Origin of the sequence: Actinomadura kijaniata (genome assembly GCF_014138665.1) — a bacterium.
Lineage (GTDB): Bacteria > Actinomycetota > Actinomycetes > Streptosporangiales > Streptosporangiaceae > Spirillospora > Spirillospora kijaniata.
Genome location: NZ_JACJIA010000001.1, coordinates 593,820 through 616,541, shown reverse-complemented (window position 1 = coordinate 616,541; position 22,722 = coordinate 593,820). Strand labels below are relative to the sequence as shown.

Here is a 22,722-nt window from a genome sequence, read left to right as displayed (position 1 = left end):
GGTTCCCGTGCGGGAAGCGCGTAGTCTCCGTGTCTCCACCGTCCCGATACCCACCCCAGCGAGCATGGAGCCGCCCATGCACGGTGCCTCCTCTTCTCCCACCGGTCCCGCGCCCCGCCCGCTCCGGGTGGTGCAGTGGGCGACCGGCGCGCTCGGCCGCACCGCGATCCGGGCCGTGCTCAACCGCCCCGACCTGGAACTGGTCGGCGCGTGGGTGCACGATCCGGTCAAGGCCGGGACCGACGTCGGGACGCTGGCCGGGGTCGGGCCGGTCGGGATCGCCGCCACCGGCCGGCTGGAGGAGGTGCTGGACCTGGCCCCCGACTGCGTGGTCTACGCGCCCGCCGACTACGACGACCCGGCCTCCCAGCTCGACAACGTCTGCGCGCTGCTCTCCGCCGGGTCCAACGTCGTCGCCACCAACGGCTTCGTCTACCCGCACGCGCGCGGCCCGCGCCTGGCCGGCGAGCTGGAGCGGGCCTGCGAGCGCGGCGCGTCCTCGATCCACGGCACCGGCGTCAACCCCGGCTTCATGTCCGACGTCCTGCCGCTGGTGCTGTCCCGGCTGTCCCGCGACATCACCCACATCTACACGCGGGAGTGCTCGGACTTCTCCACCCACCCGTCGTGGCGGCTCGTGCACCACACCGTCGGGTTCGGCCGGTCCGAGTGCGACTACCTGCGGATCCTGCGGCCCGCCCGCGCCGTGATGCGGTCGCTGTTCGGCGAGAGCCTGCACCTGGTGGCGGCCGGGCTCGGCCTGGAGCTCGACGAGATCGACGCCACCGTGGACCACCGGCTGGCCGGGACCGAGCTGAAGATCGCCTCCGGGGTGATCCCGGCGGGCACGGTGGCGGCGACGCGCTGGACGTTCAACGCCATGGCGGACGGCCGCCCGGTGCTGACCACCGAGGTGATCCACAAGGCGGACGCGGCGCGGACGCCCGAGTGGGGCGAGCCCGGCTACGCGGTGCGGGTGGACGGCCGGCCGCCGATGACGCTGACGACCGGCCCCGAGTGGGTGTCCAACGGGGTGGCGGCCGCCGCCGCGCACGCCGTCAACGCGATCCCGACGGTGTGCCGGGCCGAGCCGGGCATCCGCACCTTCCTGGACCTGCCGCCGGTCACCGGGCGGCCGGTCCACTGACCATGGAGCGGCCCGCGTTCCCGCCGGCGGCCGGAGGTCATCGTGGCGGCGACGGTGGACCGGGCCCGAGGAGGCTGACATGACCGCGCGGGAGCTCGACGGCGGCCGGTTCGTACGGCAGGCCAACCGGTTCACCGGCACGATCACCGCCGACGGCGAGGGCGGGTACCCCGCCGAGCCCGGCCGCTACCGGCTGTTCGTCTCGCTCGCCTGCCCCTGGGCGCACCGCACGCTGATCGTGCGGCGGCTGCTGGGGCTGGAGGAGGCGATCCCGGTGGCGGTGGTGGACCCGATCCGCGACGAGCGCGGCTGGCGGTTCCCCGAGCCCGACCCGGTGACCGGCGCGACGTTCCTGTCGGAGCTGTACCTCGCGTCCGACCCCGGCTACGAGGGCCGCTACACCGTGCCGTGCGTCTGGGACACCGTCACCGGGCGCCTGGTCACCAACGACTTCCCGGCGATCACGATCATGATGGGCGACGCGTTCGCCGCGTTCCGCTCCCCCGGCGCGCCCGACCTGTACCCGGCGGAGCTGCGCGAGGAGATCGACGAGCTGAACGGGCTCGTCTACACGACCGTCAACAACGGGGTCTACAAGGCCGGGTTCGCCACCTCCCAGGACGCCTACGAGGAGGCGGTGGAGGCGCTGTTCGCCACGCTCGGCCGGCTGGAGGAACGCCTCGCCTCCCGCCGCTACCTGTTCGGCGACCGGCTGACCGAGGCCGACGTGCGGCTCTACCCGACGCTGGCCCGCTTCGACGCCGTCTACCACGGCCACTTCAAGTGCAACCTGCGGCGGCTCGCCGACCACCCGAACCTGTGGGGCTACGCCCGGGACCTGTACGCGATCCCGGCGTTCGGGGAGACCACCGACTTCGACCAGATCAAGCGCCACTACTACGTCACGCAGCGCGACATCAATCCCTCGGGCGTGGTGCCCCGGGGGCCGCTGCTGGACTGGACCGCCCCGCACGGCCGGAACCGGGTCGGCGGCTCCGGCGATCACCGATCCTGACGATCACCACACGCGGCGATCAATATCCTGGCGTTCCGCAAGGCAAGCCCCGACCCTCAGCGAGAGGTTTTCCCCGTCATGCGCAGCGCGTTCTTCGGCAACCTGGACGCCGGGCAGCAGCTCCCCGGCCACTTCGCCCTCCAGAACCCCCGGATGCTCCGGGTCCACCTGAACGGCGAGGTCGTCGCCCGGCAGGGGGCGATGGTGGCGTTCCAGGGCCAGATGGACTTCGAGTACCAGGGCGCCGGCGGCATCGGCAAGTTCATGAAGAAGGTGCTGACCGGCGAGGGCGCGCCGCTGATGCGGGCGCGCGGGCAGGGCCTGCTGTTCCTGGCGCACAACGCCGAGGACATCCACCTGTTCTACCTGGAGAACGAGGCGATCACCGTCAACGGGGCCAACATCCTGGCCTACGACTCCCACCTGCAGACCGACATCCGCAAGGTGGAGGGCGCGGGCATGATGGCGGGCGGCCTGTTCAACACCACGATCGCGGGCACCGGCTGGGTCGCGCTGCACACCCACGGCACGCCGGTGATGCTGGACGCCGGGCGGGCCCCGACGTTCGCCGACGCGCAGTCGGCCGTCGCCTGGAGCAGCACCCTGCAGATCGGGGTCAACCGCACGATCAAGGCCGCCGCGCTGATCGGCCGGGGCAGCGGCGAGGCGGTGCAGCTCGCCTTCCAGCCGACCCAGGGCTCCAGCAACTTCGTCCTGGTCCAGGCCAGCGAGGGCCCCACGGTGCCGCCGCACACCCACTGACGCGTCCACCGACGCGCCCGCTGACGCACCCGCCGGCGGAGCCCGGCGCCGGAGGGGGCGGCGGAAACCCCTGTGGCAACGCGTGTCCCGGCGGTTCCACCGCCGGGAGGCGACATATGTGAGATCTTGGCCGGAACGGGTCGTGGCGGCGGGGGAAACCTCCGGAAACCTCCGTCACGTCGGCGGGGGCCGCCGTGCTTGCAGTTCCCGCCCCAAAAGGCGAGTAGCCTTGACTCGTCTCAGAACTCACCTGCGAGCAGCGGAAGAGGGCGATCTCCGCCGTGTCGACAGAGTCGTCGCAATCTAGTGCCGACCCCAAGCTGACCGACTTCGGTGCCAACGAGTGGCTGGTTGACGAGCTGTACCAGAAGTACCTCGAAGACCCGAACTCGGTTGACGAAGCCTGGTGGAACTTCTTCGCGGACTACCAGCCGGACTCCCGGCCGTCCGCCACCGACCAGGAGCCGGGCAAGACGGCCAACGGCACGGCGGCCGCTCCGCCGACGGCCGCGCCGAAGGCCGACGGCCGCGCGACCGCGCCGGCCCCGGCCAAGGCCGAGCCCGCCGCCAAGGCGGCCCCCGCGGCCAAGAAGTCCCCCGCCCCGGCGGTCCCCGCCGGCGCCGAGGAGGTCAAGCTGCGCGGCGTGGCCGCCCGGACGGCCGCCAACATGGACCTGAGCCTGTCGGTGCCGACGGCCACCAGCGTCCGCGCGGTCCCGGCCAAGCTGTTGATCGACAACCGGATTGTGATCAACAACCACCTGAAGCGCGGGCGCGGCGGCAAGGTCTCGTTCACCCACCTGATCGGCTTCGCCATCGTCAGGGCGCTGGCGGCCATGCCGGAGATGAACAACGCCTACACCGAGGTCGACGGCAAGCCGACGCTGGTCAAGCCGGAGCACGTCAACTTCGGGCTGGCCATCGACCTGCAGAAGGGCGACGGCCAGCGGCAGCTGGTGGTGCCGAACATCAAGGCGGCCGACACCCTCGACTTCCGCCAGTTCTGGGCCTCCTACGAGGAGCTCGTCCGCAAGGCGCGCAACAACAAGCTGACCCTGGAGGACTACCAGGGCACCACGATCTCCCTGACCAACCCGGGCACCATCGGCACGGTCCACTCGGTGCCGCGCCTGATGCCGGGCCAGGGCACGATCATCGGCGTCGGCGCGATGGAGTACCCGGCCGAGTTCGCCGGGGCGTCGGAGGACACGCTGTCCCGCATGGGGATCAGCAAGGTCATGACGCTGACCTCCACCTACGACCACCGCATCATCCAGGGCGCCCAGTCCGGCGACTTCCTGCGCCGCATCCACCAGCTGCTGCTGGGCGAGGACGGCTTCTACGACGAGATCTTCGAGGCGCTGCGCATCCCGTACGAGCCGGTGCGCTGGGTCAAGGACATCTCCGCCACCCACGAGGACGACGTCGCCAAGGTCGCCCGCGTCCACGAGCTGATCCACGCCTACCGGGTCCGCGGCCACCTGATGGCCGACACCGACCCGCTGGAGTACAAGCAGCGTCGCCACCCGGACCTGGACATCCTCAAGCACGGCCTCACCCTGTGGGACCTGGAGCGGGAGTTCGCGACCGGCGGGTTCGGCGGCGAGCCGACCATGAAGCTGCGCGACATCCTGGGCGTGCTGCGCATGGCCTACTGCCGCACCGTCGGCATCGAGTACATGCACATCCAGGACCCCGAGGAGCGCGCCTGGATCCAGGAGCGCGTCGAGGTCCCGCACGACAAGCCCTCCCGCGAGGAGCAGCTGCACATCCTGCGGCGGCTCAACAGCGCCGAGGCGTTCGAGACGTTCCTGCAGACCAAGTTCGTCGGCCAGAAGCGGTTCTCGCTGGAGGGCGGCGAGTCGGTCATCCCGCTGCTGGACGCGGTGATCTCCTCGGCCGCGCAGGCGCACCTGGACGAGGTCGTCATCGGCATGGCCCACCGCGGCCGGCTGAACGTCCTGGCCAACATCGTCGGCAAGTCCTACGGGCAGATCTTCGGCGAGTTCGAGGGCAACCTCGACCCGCGCAGCGCCCAGGGCTCCGGCGACGTGAAGTACCACCTGGGCGCCAGTGGCGACTTCGTCGCCCCCGACGGCTCCAAGATCCGCACCGAGCTGGTCGCCAACCCGTCCCACCTGGAGACGGTCGACCCGGTGCTGGAGGGCGTCGCCCGCGCCAAGCAGGACGTCCTGGACGTCGGCGAGGCGGGCTTCACCGTCCTGCCGATCCTCATCCACGGCGACGCGGCGTTCGCCGGGCAGGGCGTGGTCGCCGAGACCCTGAACCTGTCGCAGCTGCGCGGCTACCGCACCGGCGGCACCGTGCACGTGATCATCAACAACCAGGTCGGCTTCACCACGGCTCCGGAGTACTCGCGCTCCACCGTGTACTCCACCGACGTGGCCCGGATGATCCAGGCGCCGATCTTCCACGTCAACGGCGACGACCCCGAGGCGTGCGCCCGGGTGGCGCAGCTCGCGTTCGAGTACCGCCAGACGTTCAAGAAGGACGTCGTCATCGACATGGTCTGCTACCGGCGGCGCGGCCACAACGAGTCGGACAACCCCTCGTTCACTCAGCCGCTGATGTACGACCTGATCGACGCCAAGCGGTCGGTCCGCAAGCTCTACACCGAGGCCCTGATCGGCCGCGGCGACATCACGGTCGAGGAAGCCGAGGCGGCGCTGCGCGACTACCAGGAGCAGCTGGAGCGCGCGTTCACCGAGACCCGCGAGGCCGCCAAGAAGCCGCTGGAGCCCGGCTCGGTCGTCAAGCCCGACGTCGAGGAGTCGATCCCGATCGACCACTCCTCGGTCGGCACCGCGATCTCCACCGAGACCGTCAAGCGGATCATCGAGTCGCAGGTCACGCTGCCCGACGGCTTCAGCGTCCACCCGCGCCTCCAGCCGATCCTCCAGCGCCGCGTGCAGTCGGTCGAGGACGGCACGATGGACTGGGCGACCGGTGAGCTGCTGGCGTTCGGCTCGCTGCTGATCGACGGCCACCCGGTCCGGCTGGTCGGCCAGGACTCGCGGCGCGGCACGTTCGGCCAGCGCCACGCGGTGCTGGTGGACCGCAAGACCGGCGAGGAGCACACCCCGCTCAAGCAGTTCGGGCAGGGCGTGTCGAAGTTCTACGTCCACGACTCGCTGCTCAGCGAGTACGCGGCGCTGGGCTTCGAGTACGGCTACTCCATGACCCGCCCGGACGCGCTGGTGATGTGGGAGGCGCAGTTCGGCGACTTCGTCAACGGCGCCCAGTCGGTGATCGACGAGTACATCTCCTCCGGCGAGCAGAAGTGGGGCCAGCGCTCCGGCGTCGTCCTGCTGCTGCCGCACGGCTACGAGGGCCAGGGACCCGACCACTCGTCGGCCCGCATCGAGCGGTTCCTCCAGCTCTGCGCCGAGGACAACCTGACCGTGGTGTACCCGACCACGACGGCGAACTACTTCCACCTGCTGCGCTGGCAGGTGATGTCGCAGCGCAACAAGCCGCTGATCGTGTTCACGCCGAAGTCGCTGCTGCGCCACAAGGCCGCCGCCGCGAGCGTCGAGCAGATCACCGAGGGCCGCTTCCTGCCGGTCATCCCCGAGTCGAACCCCGCCGTCGACCCGGCGGGCGTCCGGCGGGTGCTGCTCACCACCGGCAAGATCTACTACGACGTGGCGGCGCAGCGGGACAAGCTGGACCGCACCGACACCGCCGTGGTGCGGGTCGAGCGGCTCTACCCGGTGCCGGTCGACGAGATCAAGGCCGAGCTCGACCGGTACCCCGGCGCCGACGAGGTGATCTGGGTGCAGGACGAGCCCGCCAACCAGGGCGCGTGGCCGTTCATGGCGCTGAAGCTGCCGCACCACATCGAGGGCCTGAAGCTGAAGCGGGTCTCGCGTCCCGCCGCGTCGGCCCCGGCCGTGGGCTCGGCCAAGCTGCACGCCGCGGAGCAGGAGTCCCTGCTCGGCCGCCTGTTCGGCGACGCCGAGTAGCACGGCGAGCAGGACACCGGTCCGTTCCGAAGGCCCTGGCACACCGCCCGCGTGTGCCGGGGCCTTCGGCCGTTCACGAAGAAAGAGGGCAGGATGTACTTCACCGATCGGGGCATCGAGGAACTGGCCGACCGGCGCGGCGGGGAGGAGGTCACGCTGGCGTGGCTGGCCGAGCGGCTGCGCGAGTTCGTGGACCTGAACCCCGAGTTCGAGACGCCGGTCGAGCGGCTGGCGACGTGGCTGGCCCGGCTGGACGACGAGGACGAGGACGAGTGACGCGCCGACCGGCCGACGCGATACATCTTGACTTCCGATCAACGCGACATATCGTGTTGTGGACAGGTGTCCCCGCCGCCTGACCCGTGACACCCCGTGCTCGGACGAAAGGCAAGACGCGATGTCGCGTTGGACGATCGACGAACCGACCACCCTCGCCTTCGACGGGGTGGTCGCGCTGAAGGTCACGCTGATCACCGGCAGCGTCAACGTGCTGGCCGGGGGCGACAAACCCTCGATCGAGATCAGCGAGGTGGAGGGGCCGCCGCTGACGGTCGCGCACGAGGCCGGAATGCTCACCGTCACCCACGAGAAGCTGTGGGAGGGGGTGCTGAACTGGCTGCGCACGCAGCGGGTGCGGGCCGTGGTCACCGTGACCGTCCCGCGCGACTGCCCCGTCACCCTCAACCTGGTGTCGGCCGACGCCGTCGTCACCGGCCTGGCCGCCCGCACCTCGATCAAGACCGGGGCGGGCGACGTGACCCTGGACGGCGTCACCGGCGCCGTGGACGTCAACACCGTCGCGGGCGCGGTCGAGGCGCAGGGCGTGGACGGGACGGTGTCGTTCACCTCGGTCTCCGGCGACCTGGCGCTGGCCGGGGGCGTGGTCGAGCGGCTGTCGGCCCGCAGCGGCAGCGGCCGGATCGCCGCCGACGTCGCCCTGGCGCAGGGCGGCAGCGTCGAGGTCAACACCGTCGCGGGCGAGATCACGCTGCGCGTCCCCGACGGCACCGGGGCCACCGTGCACCTGAACGCGGCCGCCGGGCGGATCGAGACCTCGTTCCCCGGCCTGGAACGCCAGGACCGCCCGGTCGGCAGCACCGTCACCGGCACGGTCGGCGACGGCTCGGGCCGGGTGGCGGTCTCCTCCGTCGCGGGCGGCGTCACGCTGCTGGGCCGCCCCGCCGACGATCCCGACGGCCCCGCCGGGATCACCACCCCGGGAATGGAGAAGTGACGTGCCCGTCTTCGGCCACGGCCGCCTGCGGCTGTACCTGCTCAAGCTGCTGGAGGAGAGCCCGCGGCACGGCTACGAGGTGATCCGCCTCCTCCAGGACCGCTTCCTCGGCGTCTACTCGCCCTCCCCCGGCACGATCTACCCGCGCCTGGCCCGGCTGGAGGCCGAGGGCCTGGTCACCCACGAGGTGGTCGAGGGCAGGAAGGTCTACTCCCTCACCGACAAGGGCCGCGCCGAGCTGGAACGCCGCCTGGACGAGCTGGCCGAGCTGGAGGAGGAGATCTCCGCGTCCGCGCAGGAGTTCGCCCGCGAGCTCCAGCAGGACGTGCGGCAGACCGTGCGGACGCTGCGCGAGGAGCTGACCCAGGCCGCCCGGACCGTGCGCGAGCAGGGCGGGCCCGGGGGGACCGGCGGGACGGGCGGGACCGGCGGGGACGTGTGGGGCGCGGCCACCGACCGGCAGAAGGGCGAGTGGGGGCGCCAGAAGGAGCACTGGCGGGAGCAGAGCCAGCGCTGGAAGGAGGAGTGGCGGCGCAACTGGGAGGACGCGTGGGCGACCGCGACCGGCACCCGGCAGGACGTCGCCCGCCTGGAGCTGGAGCGGCTGCTCAGCTCGTTCGTGGAGGACGTGCGGCGCGCGGCCAAGAAGAGCGACCTGTCGCAGGAGGACCTGACCGCCGTCCAGACCCTCCTGGCCGAGACCCGCGACCGGCTGCGCCGCGAGATCCTCGACTGAGCACGGCCGCCCCGGCCGTCCCGGTCACAGCCGCAGGGCGCGGCAGGCGAGCTGCACGGCCAGGCGCTGTTCGGGGTCGGCGAGATCGACGCCGAGCAGCGCCTGCGCCCGCCGCACCCGGTCGGTGACGGCGTTGCGGTGCAGATGGAGCCGTTCGGCGGCGCGGGCGGGGGACCCCTGGTGGTCCAGGTAGACCTGGAGGGTCCGCAGCAGGGGACGGGCGCGGTCCGGTCCCAGCCCGACGATCGGCGCGAGCAGCTCGCCGGCGGCGGCGCGGGCGGTGTCGGAGGCGTACCACTCCCCCAGCATCCGGTCGAGCCCCGCCAGGTCGTGGACGACGACCGGCCGCCCGTCCCCGCCGCCCCGCGCCAGCGCGGTCCGCGCCTCCCGCACCGAGGCCCGCAGCCCCAGCGGCCCCTGGTGCGCGCCGCCCACGCCGCACCGCAGGTCGGCGCCCGGGAAGCGCTCGCGCAGCGAGGCCAGGAGGCGTTCGGCGCCGGCGACGACGTCCCGCAGCCCGCCCCGCCCCGGATCGCCCGGCCGGCTGCGGATCAGCGACAGCGCGTCCTCGGCGCGCGCCGAGTTCCACTGGGCCCCGCCGGCGCTGCGCAGCTCCCGCAGCGCGGCGCGGTCCACGGCGTCCAGCAGCTCGTAGCGTTCGGTCCCCTGGAGCGCGGCGGGCTCGATCCGCAGGGCGACGTGCCACCCGTCCACCGGCAGCCCGACGGCGCGGGCCGGGCCGACCAGCCGCAGCGCCTGCCCCTCGGGGGCCACCAGCAGCTCCGACAGCAGCAGGCTGCGCGACCGCACGGGCACGTCCTCGGGCTCCTCGCCCCGGGCGGCGAACGCGGCGACCAGCCGCGCCGCCAGCTCCACGGCCCGCCCGAGGCACCCGCCGACCCGGGGCCCGGCGACGGCGACGTCCCCGCCGCTCCCGCGCGCGACGGCCCCGACCTCGTCCGCCCCGGGCGTCCCGGCGCGCAGCGGGACCCCCAGCGCGGAACCGGCCGCCCCCAGCGCCCGCCCGAGCTCGGCCCCCGCGGCCAGCATCCCGTCGACGGCGGCGCCCAGCCGGGCCAGCGCCTCGGCGGCGTCCCCCTCGATCAGCCGGTGGAGGGCCACGACCAGCGCGGCCAGGTCCGCCGTCCCGGCGTGCAGGAGGGCGACGTCGCCGCGTTCGGCGATCGACCGCGCCGTGGCCGGGACCGGGGCCGGGGGCTCGGCGCCGGTCAGGACCAGGGCGGCGGCCCCCGCGGCGGACGCGTCGCGCAGGGCCACGTCCAGGCGGTGGCCCGTGGCGTTCGCGGAGGCGGCGGCGGTGAGGACGGCCACCGAGCCCGGCGGCGCGGCGCTCAGCGTCGCCGGATCCTCCACCAGGCGCACGCCGGTGGCGGGGCGTCCCCGCGGCGGAGCGGCCAGCAGGGTGAGGCGGGCGGGCGACACCGGGGCGTCCGGCAGGTCGGCCGGCAGGATCTCCACGCCCCGAGGCTACCCCGCAGATCATCGACGGAAAGCACGCCGACCTGCGCGGGAACGCGCCCGCGCCGAGGGGAGCGGGCATGGAGATCGTGTTCGAGACGCACGCGTGGAGCCTGGACAACGACCGGGGGATCGCCACCGGCTGGCTGCCCGGACGGCTCTCCGAACGGGGGCGGCGGCCGGCCGCCGAACTGGGCGAGCGGCGGCGGGACGACGGCATCGCCGCCGTGTTCTCCTCGGACCTGGCGCGCGCGGCCGAGACCGCGTCCCTGGCCTTCGGGGACACCGGCGTCCCGGTGCTGCACGGCTGGCGGCTCCGGGAGTGCGACCACGGGGAGCTCAACGGCGCCCCCGCCGCCGAGGTGCACGCCGGCCGCGCCCGGTACCTCGACCGGCCCTACCCGGGCGGCGAGAGCTGGCGGCAGGCGGTGCACCGCGCGGGACGGTTCCTGGCGGACCCGCCCCCGCGCTGGTCGGACGCGCGGGTCCTGGTCATCGGGCACGTCGCCACGCGGTGGGCGTTCGGCCACCTCATCGACGGCCGGCCGCTGGAGGAGCTGGTGGACGCCGACTTCGGGTGGCGGGAGGGCTGGGAGTACCGCCTCACCTGATCCCGGACGCGGCCCGCCCCCCGCCGCGGCTCACCGCCGGCCGCCGAACTCCCAGGGGTGGACCTCGATGTCGGCGTACCGGTCCGCGGTCAGGACGGCGCGGGCGGTGTCCGGGTCCGGCGCCCGCAGCAGCACCGCCGTCCCCAGCCAGGCGGCGCCGTCGTCGGACAGCAGCGGCCCGTACGCGATCAGCTCGTCCCGGCCGGGCGGCACGTCGAGGTCGGCGGCCTCCCCCGCGCCGAGGCCGAGCACCAGGAACCGGTCGCCGTCGGTCCGGCCGCCGGGGAAGTCCCACATCGTGCGTCCCAGCAGGTTGCGCCACCGGCGCAGCAGCACGTCCCGGTACACGCCGGCCTGGTGGTTGGGCTCGTCGAAGGCGAACGCGCGGGCGGCGGCGGGGTCCGGCAGGTCGATGATGTGCACGCTGCCGCTGGGCGTCTCGCCGTCGGCGGCGAAGGTCGGGCCGCGCGCGATCAGCTCCGCCTCGTACCGGTCCATGTAGGACCAGTGCGCCTCCCCCAGCTCCTCGCGCAGCGGCAGGGAACCGGGACGATCCCGGTGGTAGCAGAAGAATTCCATGGAAACGATCTTCGCATCCCGCCCCGGGGCCGGGTGCCGGTGTGCCGGGAGCACACCGGCCTGCCGATACCTGTGCTCGCGGCCCACTGGCGGGGCGCTCCGATGTGCCTACGCTGGCGGCATGCTCACCTTGACCGAGGCCCTGCTCCCCGCGTTCGCGCGGGGCTGCTCGGTGCTGGGGTCCGGCGGCGGCGGGGACGTCGGCGTCACCCTCGCCGCCGCGCGGCAGTCCCTCGCCGAACACGGGCCGGTCGACGTGGTGGACCCCGAGGAGCTCCCCGGCGACGCGCTGGTCATGTCGTGCGGGATGATCGGCTCTCCGGCGGTCTCGGCCGAGCGGATCGGCGGGCCCGTCGAGGCGCGGACGCTGCGGGCCACCGTGGAGCGCCTGCACGGCGTCCCCGTCGGGGCGCTGATGTCCAGCGAGATCGGCGGGTCCAACGGCTGCGTCGCCGTCGCCTGGGCCGCGCTGCTGGGGCTGCCGCTGCTGGACGCCGACGCCATGGGCCGGGCGTTCCCCCGGATGGACCAGTCGGCGCTGGAGGTCGCCGGGCTGCCGCCCACGCCCAGCGTGCTCGTCGACCACCGGGGCCGGACCGTCGTGCTGGACCGGGTGGACGGGCCCTGGATGGAACGGATCACGCGCGGCGTGCTCGACTCGTTCGGCGGCGTCGCCGCCGCCAGCGAGTACCCGCTGCGGGCCGGGCAGGTGCGCGCGGCCGCCGTCACCGGCTCGGTGTCGCGGGCGCTGGCGATCGGGGAGGCCCTTGGCGGGGGCGTCCCGGCCGCGCCCGGCGCGGGGCTGACGCGCCTGGTCACCGGCAAGGTCGCCGAGGTCGAACGCGCCACCGACGGCTCCACCGAGGCCGTCGTGGAGGGGCTGGGCGGCGACGCCGGGCGGCTGCTGCGGATCGTGGCGCAGACCGAGTACCTGGCCGCGTTCGAGGACGGCCGGGAGCGGGCGCTGGTGCCCGACGTGGTCGCGGTGCTGGACACCCGGACGGCCGCCGCCGTCCAGGTGGACGAGCTGCGGTACGGGATGCGGGTCAGCGTGCTGACGGCGCCCTGCGCCCCGGTCTGGCGGACCGCGCGGGGCCTGGAGCTGGCCGGGCCGCGGGCGTTCGGGCTGGCGGCGCCATGATCGCCGGAGTCGAGGCCGGGCCCACCAACACCGACGCGGTGCTGCTGGACGAGGCGGGCCTGCCCCGGGCGACCGCCAAGGTGCCCTCGGTGCCCGGCGACCCGGTGGCGGGGGTGCGGGCGGCGCTGCGGGCGCTGCCCCGGGCGGAGGTGACCCGGGTGGCGGCCGGGCTGCGCGGGCCCGCGCGGGCCGTCGTGGAACGCCGCGGCCTCGCCCGCGTCGGGGTGCTGCGCGTCGGCGGCGACGCCGCGCGGGCGGTGCCCCCGCTGGCGGGCTGGCCGGAGGAGCTGCGCGCGGCCGTGTGCGCCGGGACCGCCGTCGTGGACGGCGGCGGCGGGTTCTCCGCCGAGGAGTGGACGCCGCTGGACGAGGACGCGGTCGCCCGGTTCGCCGCCGGGCTGGCCGGACGCGCCGACGCGGTGGCGATCACCGGGGTGTTCGCGCCGGTGGACGGCCGCCAGGAGCGCCGCGCCGCCGAGATCGTCCGCGCCGAGCTGGGCGAGGTCCACCTGACCCTGTCGGGCGAGCTGGGCCCGCTCGGCCTGCTGGAACGCGAGAACACCGCCGTGCTCAACGCCGCCCTGCACCGGCTGGCCGGGAGCCTGGCCGACGGGCTGCGCGCCGCGTTCGACGAGGCGTTCGGGGCGGGCGTCCCGGCGCTGGTCACCCGGGGCGACGGCACCGTGATGGGCCTGGACCACCTGCGCCGCCACCCCGGTCTCGGCCTCGGTTCCAGCCTGGCCAGCACGCTGCGCGGCGCGGCGACCCTGACCGGCCGTCCCGACGCGGTCGTCGCCGACGTCGGCGAGCACCGCATCCGGGTCGGCGCGGTCGCCGGGGGCTATCCGCGGCAGGCGTTCGGCGCGACGATCGGCGGGGTGCCGGTGGCGTTCTGGATGCCGGACCTGATCCGCGTGCCCCGCACCGGCCCCGCGGCGCGCGAGGAGCTGGCCGAGGCGGTGGACCGCATGCAGCCCGCCGCCGGGCGGCTCCCGCTGGTCGTGGTCGGCGGCGGCGCGGGCGCGGTGCCCGCCGGGCCGCCGGGCGCGGCCCCCGTCGCCCCGCGGGTGCTGCGACCTGAGCACGGCGCGGTCGCGGGCGCGATCGGCGCGGCCGTCAGCCCGGTCGGCGGGCAGGCCGAACGCCTCGTGCGCGTCGGCGCCTGCACCGACCTGGAGGCGGCGCTGGCCGAGGTCCGCGAGGAGGCCCGCGCCAGCGCGGTGCGGGCCGGGGCCGACCCGCGCGCCGTCGAGGTGTCGGAGGTGACCCGCTCCCCCCTGCCCTACCTGCCGGGCGTCACCCTGCGGCTGCACGCGCGCGCCGCCGGGCCCGCCCGCCTCCCCTGACCCCTTGGCCCTGGCCCCTGGCCCCGACCCCTGGCCCCGACCCCCTGGACCGAAAGGCCGTCCCATGTCCCAGCCGCTCGACGAGGACTTCCCCCTCGAACGGGTCCCCCAGTCCGCCCGCTACTCCTGGTTCAACGTCGCCGTGCAGCGCTTCGGGCAGCTCTCGGACCTCACCCAGTTCCTGCTCGGCGCGACGCTGGGCGCGGGGCTGTCGTTCTGGGGCGCGTTCTGGGCGTTCACGCTCGGCTCGGTGATCCTGGAGGTGGTGTGCATCTTCGTGGGCATCGCCGGGATGCGCGAGGGGCTGTCCACCTCGGTGCTGGCCCGCTGGACCGGGTTCGGCCGGTACGGGTCCACGCTGATCGGCCTGGTCATCGCGGTCAGCCTGTTCGGCTGGTTCGGGGTGCAGACGGCGGTGTTCGCCCAGGGCCTGCACTCGCTCGTCGGCGGCCCGCCGCTGTGGGCGTGGGCGCTGGTCACCGGGCTCGGCGTGACGGTGCTGGTGCTCAAGGGGTTCCGGGCGATGGGATGGACGGCGTTCGTGACCGTCCCGGCGTTCCTCGGCCTGGCCGGGTGGGCGATGAGCGTGCAGATCTCCAAGCACAGCCTGGGCGACCTGGTGGCGTCGCCGCCGTTCGGCGAGGCGATGTCGGTGGCGACCGGCGCGACGATCGTCGCGGGCTCCTACATCGTCGGCGCGGTCACCACGCCCGACATGACCCGGTTCAACCGCACCACCGGCGACGTCGTCAAGCAGACCCTCGTCGGCATCTCGCTCGGCGAGTACGTGCTGGGCCTGGCCGGGGTGCTGCTGGCGTACGCGGTGAAGACCTCCGACGTCGTCGCGATCATCACCGCCTCGTCCGGCGTGGTCGGCGTGGTCATCCTGGTCTCCGCCACCGTGAAGATCAACAACTGGAACCTGTACTCGGCCGCCCTCGGCCTGATCAACGCCGTGGAGTCGCTGCTGAAGGTCCGGCTGAACCGGGTCGCCGTCACCGTCGGGATCGGCGTGCTGGGCAGCGTGCTGGCCGCCGCCGGGATCCTGGAGCGCTTCGCCGACTTCCTGACCGTGCTCGGCGTGCTCACCCCGCCGATCGCCGGGATCATGGTCGCCGAGTACTTCGTCGCCCGCCGCTGGCGGCCGGTGCTGGACGCCTCCCGCGCCACCGGGCGGCTCCCGGAGACCGAGCCCGGCTGGGTCCCGGCCACCCTGGTGCTGTGGGCCGCCGCCGCGGTGCTCGGCTGGCTGTCGGAGCACTACCACTGGTGGGGCATCCCCGCCCTGAACTCGCTGGTCATCGCCGGGGTCGGCTATGTCGTCGCCGCCCGCCTGGGCCTGGTGCGCGGCACCCGCGAGCTGCCCGTCGAACAGCCCGAGCAGCCCGCCGCCGCCCTGGAGGCGCTGCGGCAGGCCCCCGTCCGCCCCGCCTGAGAAGGAGAACCGTTGCGCATCGGCATCGACGTCGGCGGCACCAACACCGACGCGGTCCTGCTGGACGGCGACACCGTGCTCGCCTCGGTCAAGTCGCCCACCACCCCCGAGGTCACCGGCGGCGTGGAGGCCGCGATCCGGGCCGTCCTGACCGACTCGGGCATCGCCCCCACGGCCGTCACCGCCGTCATGATCGGCACGACCCACTTCGTGAACGCGCTGGTGGAGGCCGACCGCCTGGCCCCCACCGCGGCGGTGCGGCTCGGCCTCCCGGCCGGGGCCGCGCTGCCGCCCATGGTGGACTGGCCTGCCCGCCTCCGCGCCGCCGTCAGCCCCGGCCCCTCCGGCCCGGCGGTGTACCTGTGCCACGGCGGCCACGAGTACGACGGCTCCGCGCTGTCCCCGCTCGACGAGGGCGAGCTGCGCCGGGCCGCCGCCGACATCGCCGCGCGCGGCGCGCGCTCGGTGGCGGTGTCGGCGGTGTTCTCACCGGTCAGCGCCGACGCCGAGCTGCGCGCCGCCGAGATCCTGGCGTCCGAGCTGGGCCCGGACGTCCACCTGTCGCTGTCGCACGAGACCGGCCGGGTCGGGCTGCTGCCCCGCGAGAACGCCACCGTCGTCAACGCCGCCCTGCGCGAGCTGGCCGTCGACATCGTGGCGGCGTTCACCGGGGCGCTGGCCGGGGCGGGCATCATCGCGCCGCTGTTCCTGTCGCAGAACGACGGGACGCTGATGGACGTCGAGCACGCCCGCACCCACCCCGTCGCCACGTTCGCCTCCGGCCCCACCAACTCCATGCGCGGCGCGGCCTACCTGTCGGGCCTCGCCGACTGCGCCGTGGTGGACGTCGGCGGCACCACCGCCGACGTGGGCGTCCTGACCGGAGGGTTCCCGCGCGAGGCGTCCGGGGAGGCCGAGCTGGCCGGGGTCCGCACCAACTTCCGCATCCCCGACGTGCTGTCGCTGGGCATCGGCGGCGGCTCCCTGGTGGACCTGGACGCCCCGGAGGTCGGGCCGCGCAGCGTCGGCTACCGCCTCACCGAACGCGCCCTGGTCTTCGGCGGCGACACCCTCACCGCCACCGACCTGGCCGTCGCCGCCGGGCGCGCCGAGATCGGCGACCCGGCGCGCGTCGCCCACCTGGACCGCGCCCGGGTCGCCGCCGCGCTGGACCACATCGCCGCCCGCCTCGCCGAGACCGTGGACCGGATGCGCACCTCCGCCGACCCGATCCCGGTGGTCGCGGTCGGCGGCGGCAGCGTGCTGATCACCGGCCTGCCCGGCTTCACCGACGTGCGCCGCCCCGCCCACCACGCGGTCGCCAACGCCATCGGCGCGGCCATCGCGCAGGTCGGCGGGGAGGTGGACCGGGTGTTCCAGGTGCCCGAGGGCCGCCGGGCCGCCGTGCTGGAGGAGGCCCGCGCCGAGGCCGTGGCCGCCGCCGAACGCGCCGGGGCCCGCCCCGGCACCGTCGCGGTCGTCGACGTCGAGGAGGTCCCCCTCGCCTACCTGCCCGGCGGCGCGACGCGGGTGCGCGTCAAGGCCGTCGGCGACCTGGACCTGACCCGCCTGCCCGCCCTGGAGGACGCCCGTGCGTGAGATCAAGCCCGAACAGCTCGACGACCTGGCGCGCGGCGCGGGCATCCTCGGCACCGGCGGCGGCGGGGACCCCTACGTCGGCAAGCTGCTGGCCCAGCAGGCGATCCGCGCGCACGGCCCGGTGACCGTCGTGGACATCGACGAGGTCCCCGCCGACGCGATGGTGGTCGCGATCTCCGGGATGGGCGCGCCGACCGTGTCGCTGGAGAAGATCCCGGCCGGGACCGAGGAGGTCACGGCGCTGCGCGCGCTGGAACGCGCCCTGGGCCGCCGCGCCACCCATCTGGTCCCGATCGAGGTCGGCGGGCTGAACTCGATGGTCCCGTTCATCGCCGCCGCCCAGACGGGCCTGCCGGTGGTGGACGGGGACGCGATGGGGCGGGCGTTCCCCGAGGCGCAGATGGTGCTGCCCGGCCTGATCGGCGTGACGGTCGCGCCGATGGCGGTCGCCGACGACAAGGGCAACACGCTGGTGCTGGACACGGTGTCGAACCTGTGGGCCGAGCGCCTGGCCCGGTCCGCCTGCGTGGAGATGGGCTGCTCGGTCTCCTGCGCCGACACCGTCATGCGCGGCGACCAGCTGAGGGACGGCCTGGTCCCGGCGACGCTGACGCTGGCCGAGGAGCTGGGCCGCGCCGTCCGCGAGGCCCGTGCCGTCCACGCCGACCCGGTGGCGGCCGCCGCCGGCATGCTGGGCGGCGTGCGCCTGCTGACCGGCAAGGTCGTGGACGTGGAGCGCCGCACCTCCGGCGGCTTCGCGCGCGGCGAGGCCAGGCTGGCGGGAACCGCCGGCGACACCGGCCGCACCCTGGAGCTGAGCTTCCAGAACGAGCACCTGCTGGCCCGCCGCGACGGCACGGTGATCGCGACGACGCCGGACCTGATCTGCGTCCTGGACACCGACACCGGCGACCCGGTCACCACCGAGGGCCTGCGCTACGGCCTGCGCGTCACGGTGCTCGGCGTCCCCTGCGACCCGCGCTGGCTCACCCCCGGCGGCCTGGACCTGGCGGGCCCCCGCTACTTCGGCTACGACACCGACCACGTACCGCTACCACCCCACTGACCGAAGCCCGGACCTCCGGCCGACGCATTCCCGCCCGAGGCCCGGAAGCCGTCCCCCAGAACGGCACGGCCAAGACGCCGGCGAAGCGAAGGGCTTCGGTCAGCGCCCTCAGCCGAGTGAGGGGTTTCGATCGGCGCGTTTTCGTCGGGGAGTTGAAGGGTTTCCCCAGGGCGGCGCTGACCTGGGGAAACGGTCGGTGGCGGTGGTCGGCGGGGTTCCGCTCGCGGCGGTCGCCGCCTTCGTGGGGGTTGATCCTTAAGTTCGTTTTCGCGGTGGCTTGTTGGACTTTCTGCTGTCACTCCGTTTCGTCAGGAGGCAGCAGAGATGGCACTGAACCCGCGTATCAAGATCGCAATCGTCGGGGCCGGGCTGGCGGCGGCCGGGCTCGCCGCCACCGGGACCGCGCTCGCGGCCGGTGATCCCGGCGGGGACCGGACCGAGCTGCGGATCGTCGAGTACGCCGACGGCCCGGCCGCGGCCGACCCGGCCACGGCCAAGCCGGACTGCCCGGACAAGGGCGGCGCGGCCCCCGCGGCGGACACCCGATGACCACCGCGGACACCCCCCGGGCCCGGCAGGGCCCGGGGGGCCGGGCCGAACGCGTCCTGTTCGAGGTGAAGCGCGTCATCGTCGGCCAGGACCGCATGGTCGAACGGCTGCTGGTCGCGGCCCTGGCGGGCGGGCACTGCCTGCTGGAGGGGGCGCCCGGCGTCGCCAAGACCCTGGCCGCGCAGACGCTCGCCACGGCCGTCGGCGGGACGTTCCACCGCATCCAGTTCACCCCCGACCTGGTGCCCGCCGACATCGTCGGGACCCGGATCTACCGGCCCTCCACCGAGGAGTTCGACATCGAGCCCGGCCCGGTGATGGCCAACGTCGTGCTCGCCGACGAGATCAACCGCGCGCCCGCCAAGGTGCAGTCGGCGCTGCTGGAGGTCATGGCCGAGCGGCAGGTCAGCATCGGCGGGCGGACGTTCCCGGTGCCCGCGCCGTTCCTGGTGCTGGCCACGCAGAACCCGATCGAGTCCGAGGGCGTGTACCGGCTGCCCGAGGCGCAGCGCGACCGGTTCCTGCTCAAGGTGGACGTGGGCTACCCCGACGAGTCCGACGAGCTGGCGATCCTCTACCGGATGGGCGGCGCCCCGCCGGTCCCCGAACGGATCCTGACCACCGCCGAGCTGGCCGGGCTGCGGGAGGCGGCGGGCCGGGTGTTCGTCCACGACGCGGTCGCGCGGTACGCGGTGCGCCTGGTGGCGGTCACCCGCGACCCGGAGGCGTACGGCGTGCCGGACACGGCGCGGCTGCTGGCGTTCGGCGCGAGCCCGCGCGGCACGCTGGGGCTGGTCGCGGCGGCCCGCGCGCTGGCGCTGCTGCGCGGCCGCGAGTACGTGCTGCCCGCCGACGTGCGCGACCTGGCCGGGGACGTGCTGGCGCACCGGCTGGTGCTGTCGCTGGACGCGCTGGCCGACGGGATCGACGCCCGCGCGATCGTCGAGCGGATCGTCGCCGCGGTCCCGCTGCCCCGGGTCGCCCCCCGCGAGGAGGCGGCGTGATCGGCCCCGAGCTGGCCCCCGAAGCGGTGCTGCGCCGCCTGGAACTGGTCGTGCTGCGCCGCCTGGACGGCCTGTTGCAGGGCGACCACCTCGGCCTGCTGCCGGGTCCGGGCACCGAGCGGGCCGAAGGCCGGGCGTACGTGCCCGGCGACGACGTGCGGGCGATGGACTGGAACCTCACGGCCCGTTCCCTCCAGCCGCACGTCCGCGAGACCGACGCCGACCGCGAGCTGGAGACGTGGACGCTGGTGGACGCCACCGCCAGCATGGACTTCGGGACCGGCCGCGTGGAGAAGCGGGACCTGGCCGTGGCGGCGGTGGCGGCGGTCGGGTTCCTGACCGAACGGGCCGGGAACCGGCTGGGGGCGCAGATCCTCCACGGCTCCGGCCCCCGGCTCGTTCCGGCCCGCACCGGACGGGGACCCCTGCTGACGCTGCTGCGGACGCTGCTGGGCCTGCCGCGTTCGGCGCCCGGCGGGCAGCCCGCGCTGGCCGACGGCCTGGAACGCCTCCGCCGCACCGCCCGCCGCCGGGGCCTGGCCGTGGTGGTGTCGGACTTCCTGGACCCGCCGGAGACCTGGCGGCGCCCCCTGGCGCTGCTGGCCCGGCGCCATCAGGTGCTGGCGGTGGAGGTGGTGGATCCGCGCGAGCTGACGTTGCCGGACGTGGGCCTGCTGACGGTCACCGACCCGGAGACGGGCCGCCGCGCGGAGATCCCCACCGCGAGTCCCCGCCTGCGCGCCCGCTACGCGGAGGAGGCGGCCGCGCAGCGCGCCGCCATCGCCGAGGGGATCCGCGCGGCGGGCGCGTCCCGCCTGACGCTGCGCACCGACGGCGACTGGCTCCGCGACATCGTCCACCACGTGGCGGCCCACCGCCGCCTGGCCGCGACGGGAACGCCCGCATGACGCCCCCGAAGCCTCTCCGGCGCTGCCCGCGCCGCCGCTCGCTGTCACGCGGCCATGCGATCGCGAGACCAAGGGAGGTGCCCGCATGACATGCCGGAAAACCCATCGCCCCAGGCGGCCGGTCTCGTCCGCGCCAACGCCCGGCATCCACGCAGTCGGACCGCCACCGACACCGCAGGAGGCACCCACATGACGTGCCAGAAAACCCATCGCCCCAGGCGGCCGGTCCCGTCCGCGCCGGTGCCCGGTGCTCGGGTGGTCGGGCGGCGATCGGTGGTCGGGGAGGTGTTCTCGTGACGTTCCTGGAGCCTCTGCGGCTGCTGTTGCTCGTGGTGCCCGCGCTGCTGCTCGGCGTGTACGTCGTCATGCGGGCGCGGCAGGCCCGGTACGCCGCCCGGTTCACCAACCTCGCGCTGCTGGAGAAGGTCGTCCCGGTCCGGCCGGGGTGGCGGCGGCACCTGCCCGCCGCCGCGTTCCTGCTGATGATCCTGGTGTGCGTGCTCGGGTTCGCGCGGCCCGCCGCCGACGTGCGGGTGCCCCGGGAGCAGGCGACGATCATGATGGCGGTGGACGTGTCCAGCTCGATGGAGGCCACCGACGTCGCGCCCAGCCGGCTCGCCGCCGCGCAGCGCGCCGCCCGCGCGTTCCTCGGCGAGCTGCCGGAGCGGTTCAACGTCGGGCTGGTGACGTTCGCCGGGAGCGCCACCGTCGCGGTGCCGCCCACCACCGACCGGGCCGCGGTGCGCACCGCGATCGACGGGCTGCGGCTGGCCCCGCGCACCGCGATCGGCGAGGCCGTGTTCACGTCGCTGGACGCGCTCTCCCGGTTCGGGGCGCAGTGGGGGCGGCAGGCCCCGCCCGCGCGGATCGTGCTGCTGTCGGACGGCGAGAACACCGCCGGGCGGCTGCCCGGGGTCGCCGCGCAGGAGGCCGCCGCGCGCCGCGTCCCGGTGTCCACGATCGCCTACGGCACCCCCGGCGGCGTCATCTGGAGCGAGGGGAGCGCGCTGCCGGTGCCGGTGGACGGGCCCGCGCTGCGGCGGCTCGCGGAGCAGACCGGCGGCCGGTTCTACGAGGCCGCGTCCGGCGCGGAGCTGGGCCGCGTCTACGCCGACATCGGCAGCAGCATCGGCCACCGCACCGAGCGGCGCGAGGTGTGGGTGTGGTTCGTGGGGGCGGCGCTGGTGCTCGGCTGCGCGGCCGCCGCCGGGTCGCTGCTGTGGTTCTCCCGTCTTCCCTGAGGAGTCGCACATGAACGATCGACCGCTCGGGCTGGGCGAGCCGCGCGGCCCCGACTTCGTGGCCCACGTCCCGCCGCCGGTCCCGCCGCCCCCGCCGTTCGTCCCGGTCCCCCCGCCGCCCCCGGCGCCGGGCCGCGGCCGGTCGCGGGTGGTGGTCGCGGCGGTGCTGGCCGCCGCGCTGGCCGGGGGCGCCGCGGGCGCGGCGGGCGGCTGGGTGACCGGCGGGCGGGCCCCCGCGCCGATCCGCCAGTCCTCCGCCGGACCGGTGAACGGCCCCGGCGACCTGTCCGACATGGCCGCCCGCGTGCAGGTGAGCGTGGTGTCGGTGGAGGTGGCCAGCGGCCGGGCGCGCGCCTCGGGGTCGGGGTTCGTGGTGGACCGGGGCGGCCACATCGTCACCAACGCCCATGTCGTGGACGGCGTGGCCGGGCGGGGCGGCGAGGTCGCCGTCGTGTTGCCGGACCGGCGGCGGCTCGCCGCCCGCGTCGTCGGCGCCGACGAGGGGCAGGACATCGCCGTGCTGGCCGTGGAGCCGCGCGACAGCCCGCCGCCGCTGGTGATGGGCCGGTCGGCGGACGTGCGGGTCGGCGACCCGGTGCTGGCGATCGGGTCGCCGCTGGGGCTGGCCGGGACCGTCACCGGCGGCATCGTCAGCGCCCTGGACCGCGAGCTGCCCGGCGGCGGCTCCCTGAACGGCCCGGTCCTGCAGACCGACGCCTCCATCAACCCCGGCAACTCCGGCGGCCCGCTGGTGAACGCGCGCGGCGAGGTCGTCGGCGTCAACACCGCGATGCTCAGCCGGGGCGGATCGGGTTCGATCGGGATCGGCTTCGCGATCCCGGCCGACCGGGCTGTCGACACGGCCCGCCGGCTCATAGGGTGAA

The 22,722-nt window shown here is 74.9% G+C and carries 20 protein-coding genes; 18 read left to right on the top strand and 2 right to left on the bottom strand.

Annotation, left to right across the window (positions count from 1 at the left end):
* Window positions 1–76 precede the first annotated feature (76 nt).
* The 7 genes from HNR61_RS02895 to HNR61_RS02865 all read left to right on the top strand — a co-directional run bounded on the left by HNR61_RS02895 (window position 77) and on the right by HNR61_RS02865 (window position 8,880).
* On the top strand, window positions 77–1,147 hold the full coding sequence (locus HNR61_RS02895) for an NAD(P)H-dependent amine dehydrogenase family protein (RefSeq protein WP_182841517.1): 1,071 nt from the start codon (window positions 77–79) through the stop codon (window positions 1,145–1,147).
* Between the two features lie 79 nt (window positions 1,148–1,226).
* Window positions 1,227–2,162 (top strand): glutathione S-transferase family protein, encoded by a 936-nt coding sequence (locus HNR61_RS02890; RefSeq protein ID WP_182841516.1) that lies wholly within the window; start codon window positions 1,227–1,229, stop codon window positions 2,160–2,162.
* Window positions 2,163–2,240: 78 nt separating this feature from the next.
* The gene (locus tag HNR61_RS02885; protein ID WP_182841515.1) at window positions 2,241–2,924 is read left to right on the top strand and encodes an AIM24 family protein; all 684 of its coding nucleotides are present in this window, start codon (window positions 2,241–2,243) and stop codon (window positions 2,922–2,924) included.
* A 281-nt stretch (window positions 2,925–3,205) separates the two neighbouring features.
* Complete coding sequence (locus HNR61_RS02880) at window positions 3,206–6,910, top strand: multifunctional oxoglutarate decarboxylase/oxoglutarate dehydrogenase thiamine pyrophosphate-binding subunit/dihydrolipoyllysine-residue succinyltransferase subunit (protein ID WP_182841514.1); 3,705 nt, start codon at window positions 3,206–3,208, stop codon at window positions 6,908–6,910.
* 93 nt (window positions 6,911–7,003) lie between these two features.
* Window positions 7,004–7,186, top strand: a complete 183-nt coding sequence (locus HNR61_RS02875) for a DUF6104 family protein (protein WP_067832134.1) — start codon at window positions 7,004–7,006, stop codon at window positions 7,184–7,186.
* A 121-nt stretch (window positions 7,187–7,307) separates the two neighbouring features.
* The gene (locus HNR61_RS02870; protein ID WP_182841513.1) at window positions 7,308–8,144 is read left to right on the top strand and encodes a DUF4097 family beta strand repeat-containing protein; all 837 of its coding nucleotides are present in this window, start codon (window positions 7,308–7,310) and stop codon (window positions 8,142–8,144) included.
* A 1-nt stretch (window position 8,145) separates the two neighbouring features.
* A complete protein-coding gene (locus HNR61_RS02865) occupies window positions 8,146–8,880 on the top strand; it encodes a PadR family transcriptional regulator (RefSeq protein WP_182841512.1) in 735 nt (244 codons plus the stop codon).
* A 24-nt stretch (window positions 8,881–8,904) separates the two neighbouring features.
* On the opposite strand, the gene HNR61_RS02860 is transcribed toward HNR61_RS02865, so the two are convergent.
* Window positions 8,905–10,359 carry a PucR family transcriptional regulator gene (locus tag HNR61_RS02860; protein ID WP_312897737.1) on the bottom strand — a complete coding sequence of 485 codons (1,455 nt, stop codon included), beginning with the start codon at window positions 10,357–10,359 and terminating at the stop codon, window positions 8,905–8,907.
* 80 nt (window positions 10,360–10,439) lie between these two features.
* Between HNR61_RS02860 and HNR61_RS02855 the strand changes: the two genes are divergently transcribed.
* Window positions 10,440–10,970, top strand: coding sequence for a histidine phosphatase family protein (locus HNR61_RS02855; RefSeq protein ID WP_182841511.1), 531 nt, complete (start codon window positions 10,440–10,442; stop codon window positions 10,968–10,970).
* Window positions 10,971–11,000: 30 nt separating this feature from the next.
* Here HNR61_RS02855 and HNR61_RS02850 read toward each other — a convergent pair whose 3' ends face one another.
* Complete coding sequence (locus tag HNR61_RS02850) at window positions 11,001–11,549, bottom strand: YciI family protein (RefSeq protein ID WP_182841510.1); 549 nt, start codon at window positions 11,547–11,549, stop codon at window positions 11,001–11,003.
* A 121-nt stretch (window positions 11,550–11,670) separates the two neighbouring features.
* Here HNR61_RS02850 and HNR61_RS02845 point away from each other — a divergent pair, with 121 nt between their 5' ends.
* The 10 genes from HNR61_RS02845 (at window position 11,671) to HNR61_RS02800 (ending at window position 22,721) form a co-directional block, all read left to right on the top strand.
* Window positions 11,671–12,690, top strand: coding sequence for an S-methyl thiohydantoin desulfurase family protein (locus HNR61_RS02845; RefSeq protein WP_182841509.1), 1,020 nt, complete (start codon window positions 11,671–11,673; stop codon window positions 12,688–12,690).
* Entirely contained in the window at window positions 12,687–14,036 is a 1,350-nt protein-coding gene (locus HNR61_RS02840; protein ID WP_182841508.1) for a hydantoinase/oxoprolinase N-terminal domain-containing protein, read from the top strand. Before HNR61_RS02845 ends, HNR61_RS02840 begins: the two co-directional genes overlap by 4 nt.
* 64 nt (window positions 14,037–14,100) lie before the next feature.
* On the top strand, window positions 14,101–15,471 hold the full coding sequence (locus HNR61_RS02835; protein ID WP_182841507.1) for a purine-cytosine permease family protein: 1,371 nt from the start codon (window positions 14,101–14,103) through the stop codon (window positions 15,469–15,471).
* A gap of 12 nt (window positions 15,472–15,483) precedes the next feature.
* Window positions 15,484–17,070: a hydantoinase/oxoprolinase N-terminal domain-containing protein gene (locus tag HNR61_RS02830; RefSeq protein ID WP_182841506.1), complete on the top strand. Its 1,587-nt coding sequence runs from the start codon at window positions 15,484–15,486 to the stop codon at window positions 17,068–17,070.
* On the top strand, window positions 17,063–18,136 hold the full coding sequence (locus HNR61_RS02825; RefSeq protein ID WP_067833209.1) for an S-methyl thiohydantoin desulfurase family protein: 1,074 nt from the start codon (window positions 17,063–17,065) through the stop codon (window positions 18,134–18,136). Before HNR61_RS02830 ends, HNR61_RS02825 begins: the two co-directional genes overlap by 8 nt.
* A 324-nt stretch (window positions 18,137–18,460) precedes the next feature.
* Window positions 18,461–18,685, top strand: coding sequence for a hypothetical protein (locus HNR61_RS02820; RefSeq protein ID WP_182841505.1), 225 nt, complete (start codon window positions 18,461–18,463; stop codon window positions 18,683–18,685).
* Window positions 18,682–19,689, top strand: a complete 1,008-nt coding sequence (locus HNR61_RS02815) for an AAA family ATPase (RefSeq protein WP_182841504.1) — start codon at window positions 18,682–18,684, stop codon at window positions 19,687–19,689. Before HNR61_RS02820 ends, HNR61_RS02815 begins: the two co-directional genes overlap by 4 nt.
* Window positions 19,686–20,597, top strand: a complete 912-nt coding sequence (locus HNR61_RS02810) for a DUF58 domain-containing protein (protein ID WP_182841503.1) — start codon at window positions 19,686–19,688, stop codon at window positions 20,595–20,597. Before HNR61_RS02815 ends, HNR61_RS02810 begins: the two co-directional genes overlap by 4 nt.
* Before the next feature lie 293 nt (window positions 20,598–20,890).
* Window positions 20,891–21,838 (top strand): VWA domain-containing protein, encoded by a 948-nt coding sequence (locus HNR61_RS02805; protein ID WP_312897736.1) that lies wholly within the window; start codon window positions 20,891–20,893, stop codon window positions 21,836–21,838.
* Window positions 21,839–21,848: 10 nt separating this feature from the next.
* On the top strand, window positions 21,849–22,721 hold the full coding sequence (locus HNR61_RS02800; protein ID WP_182841502.1) for a S1C family serine protease: 873 nt from the start codon (window positions 21,849–21,851) through the stop codon (window positions 22,719–22,721).
* Window position 22,722 lies beyond the last annotated feature (1 nt).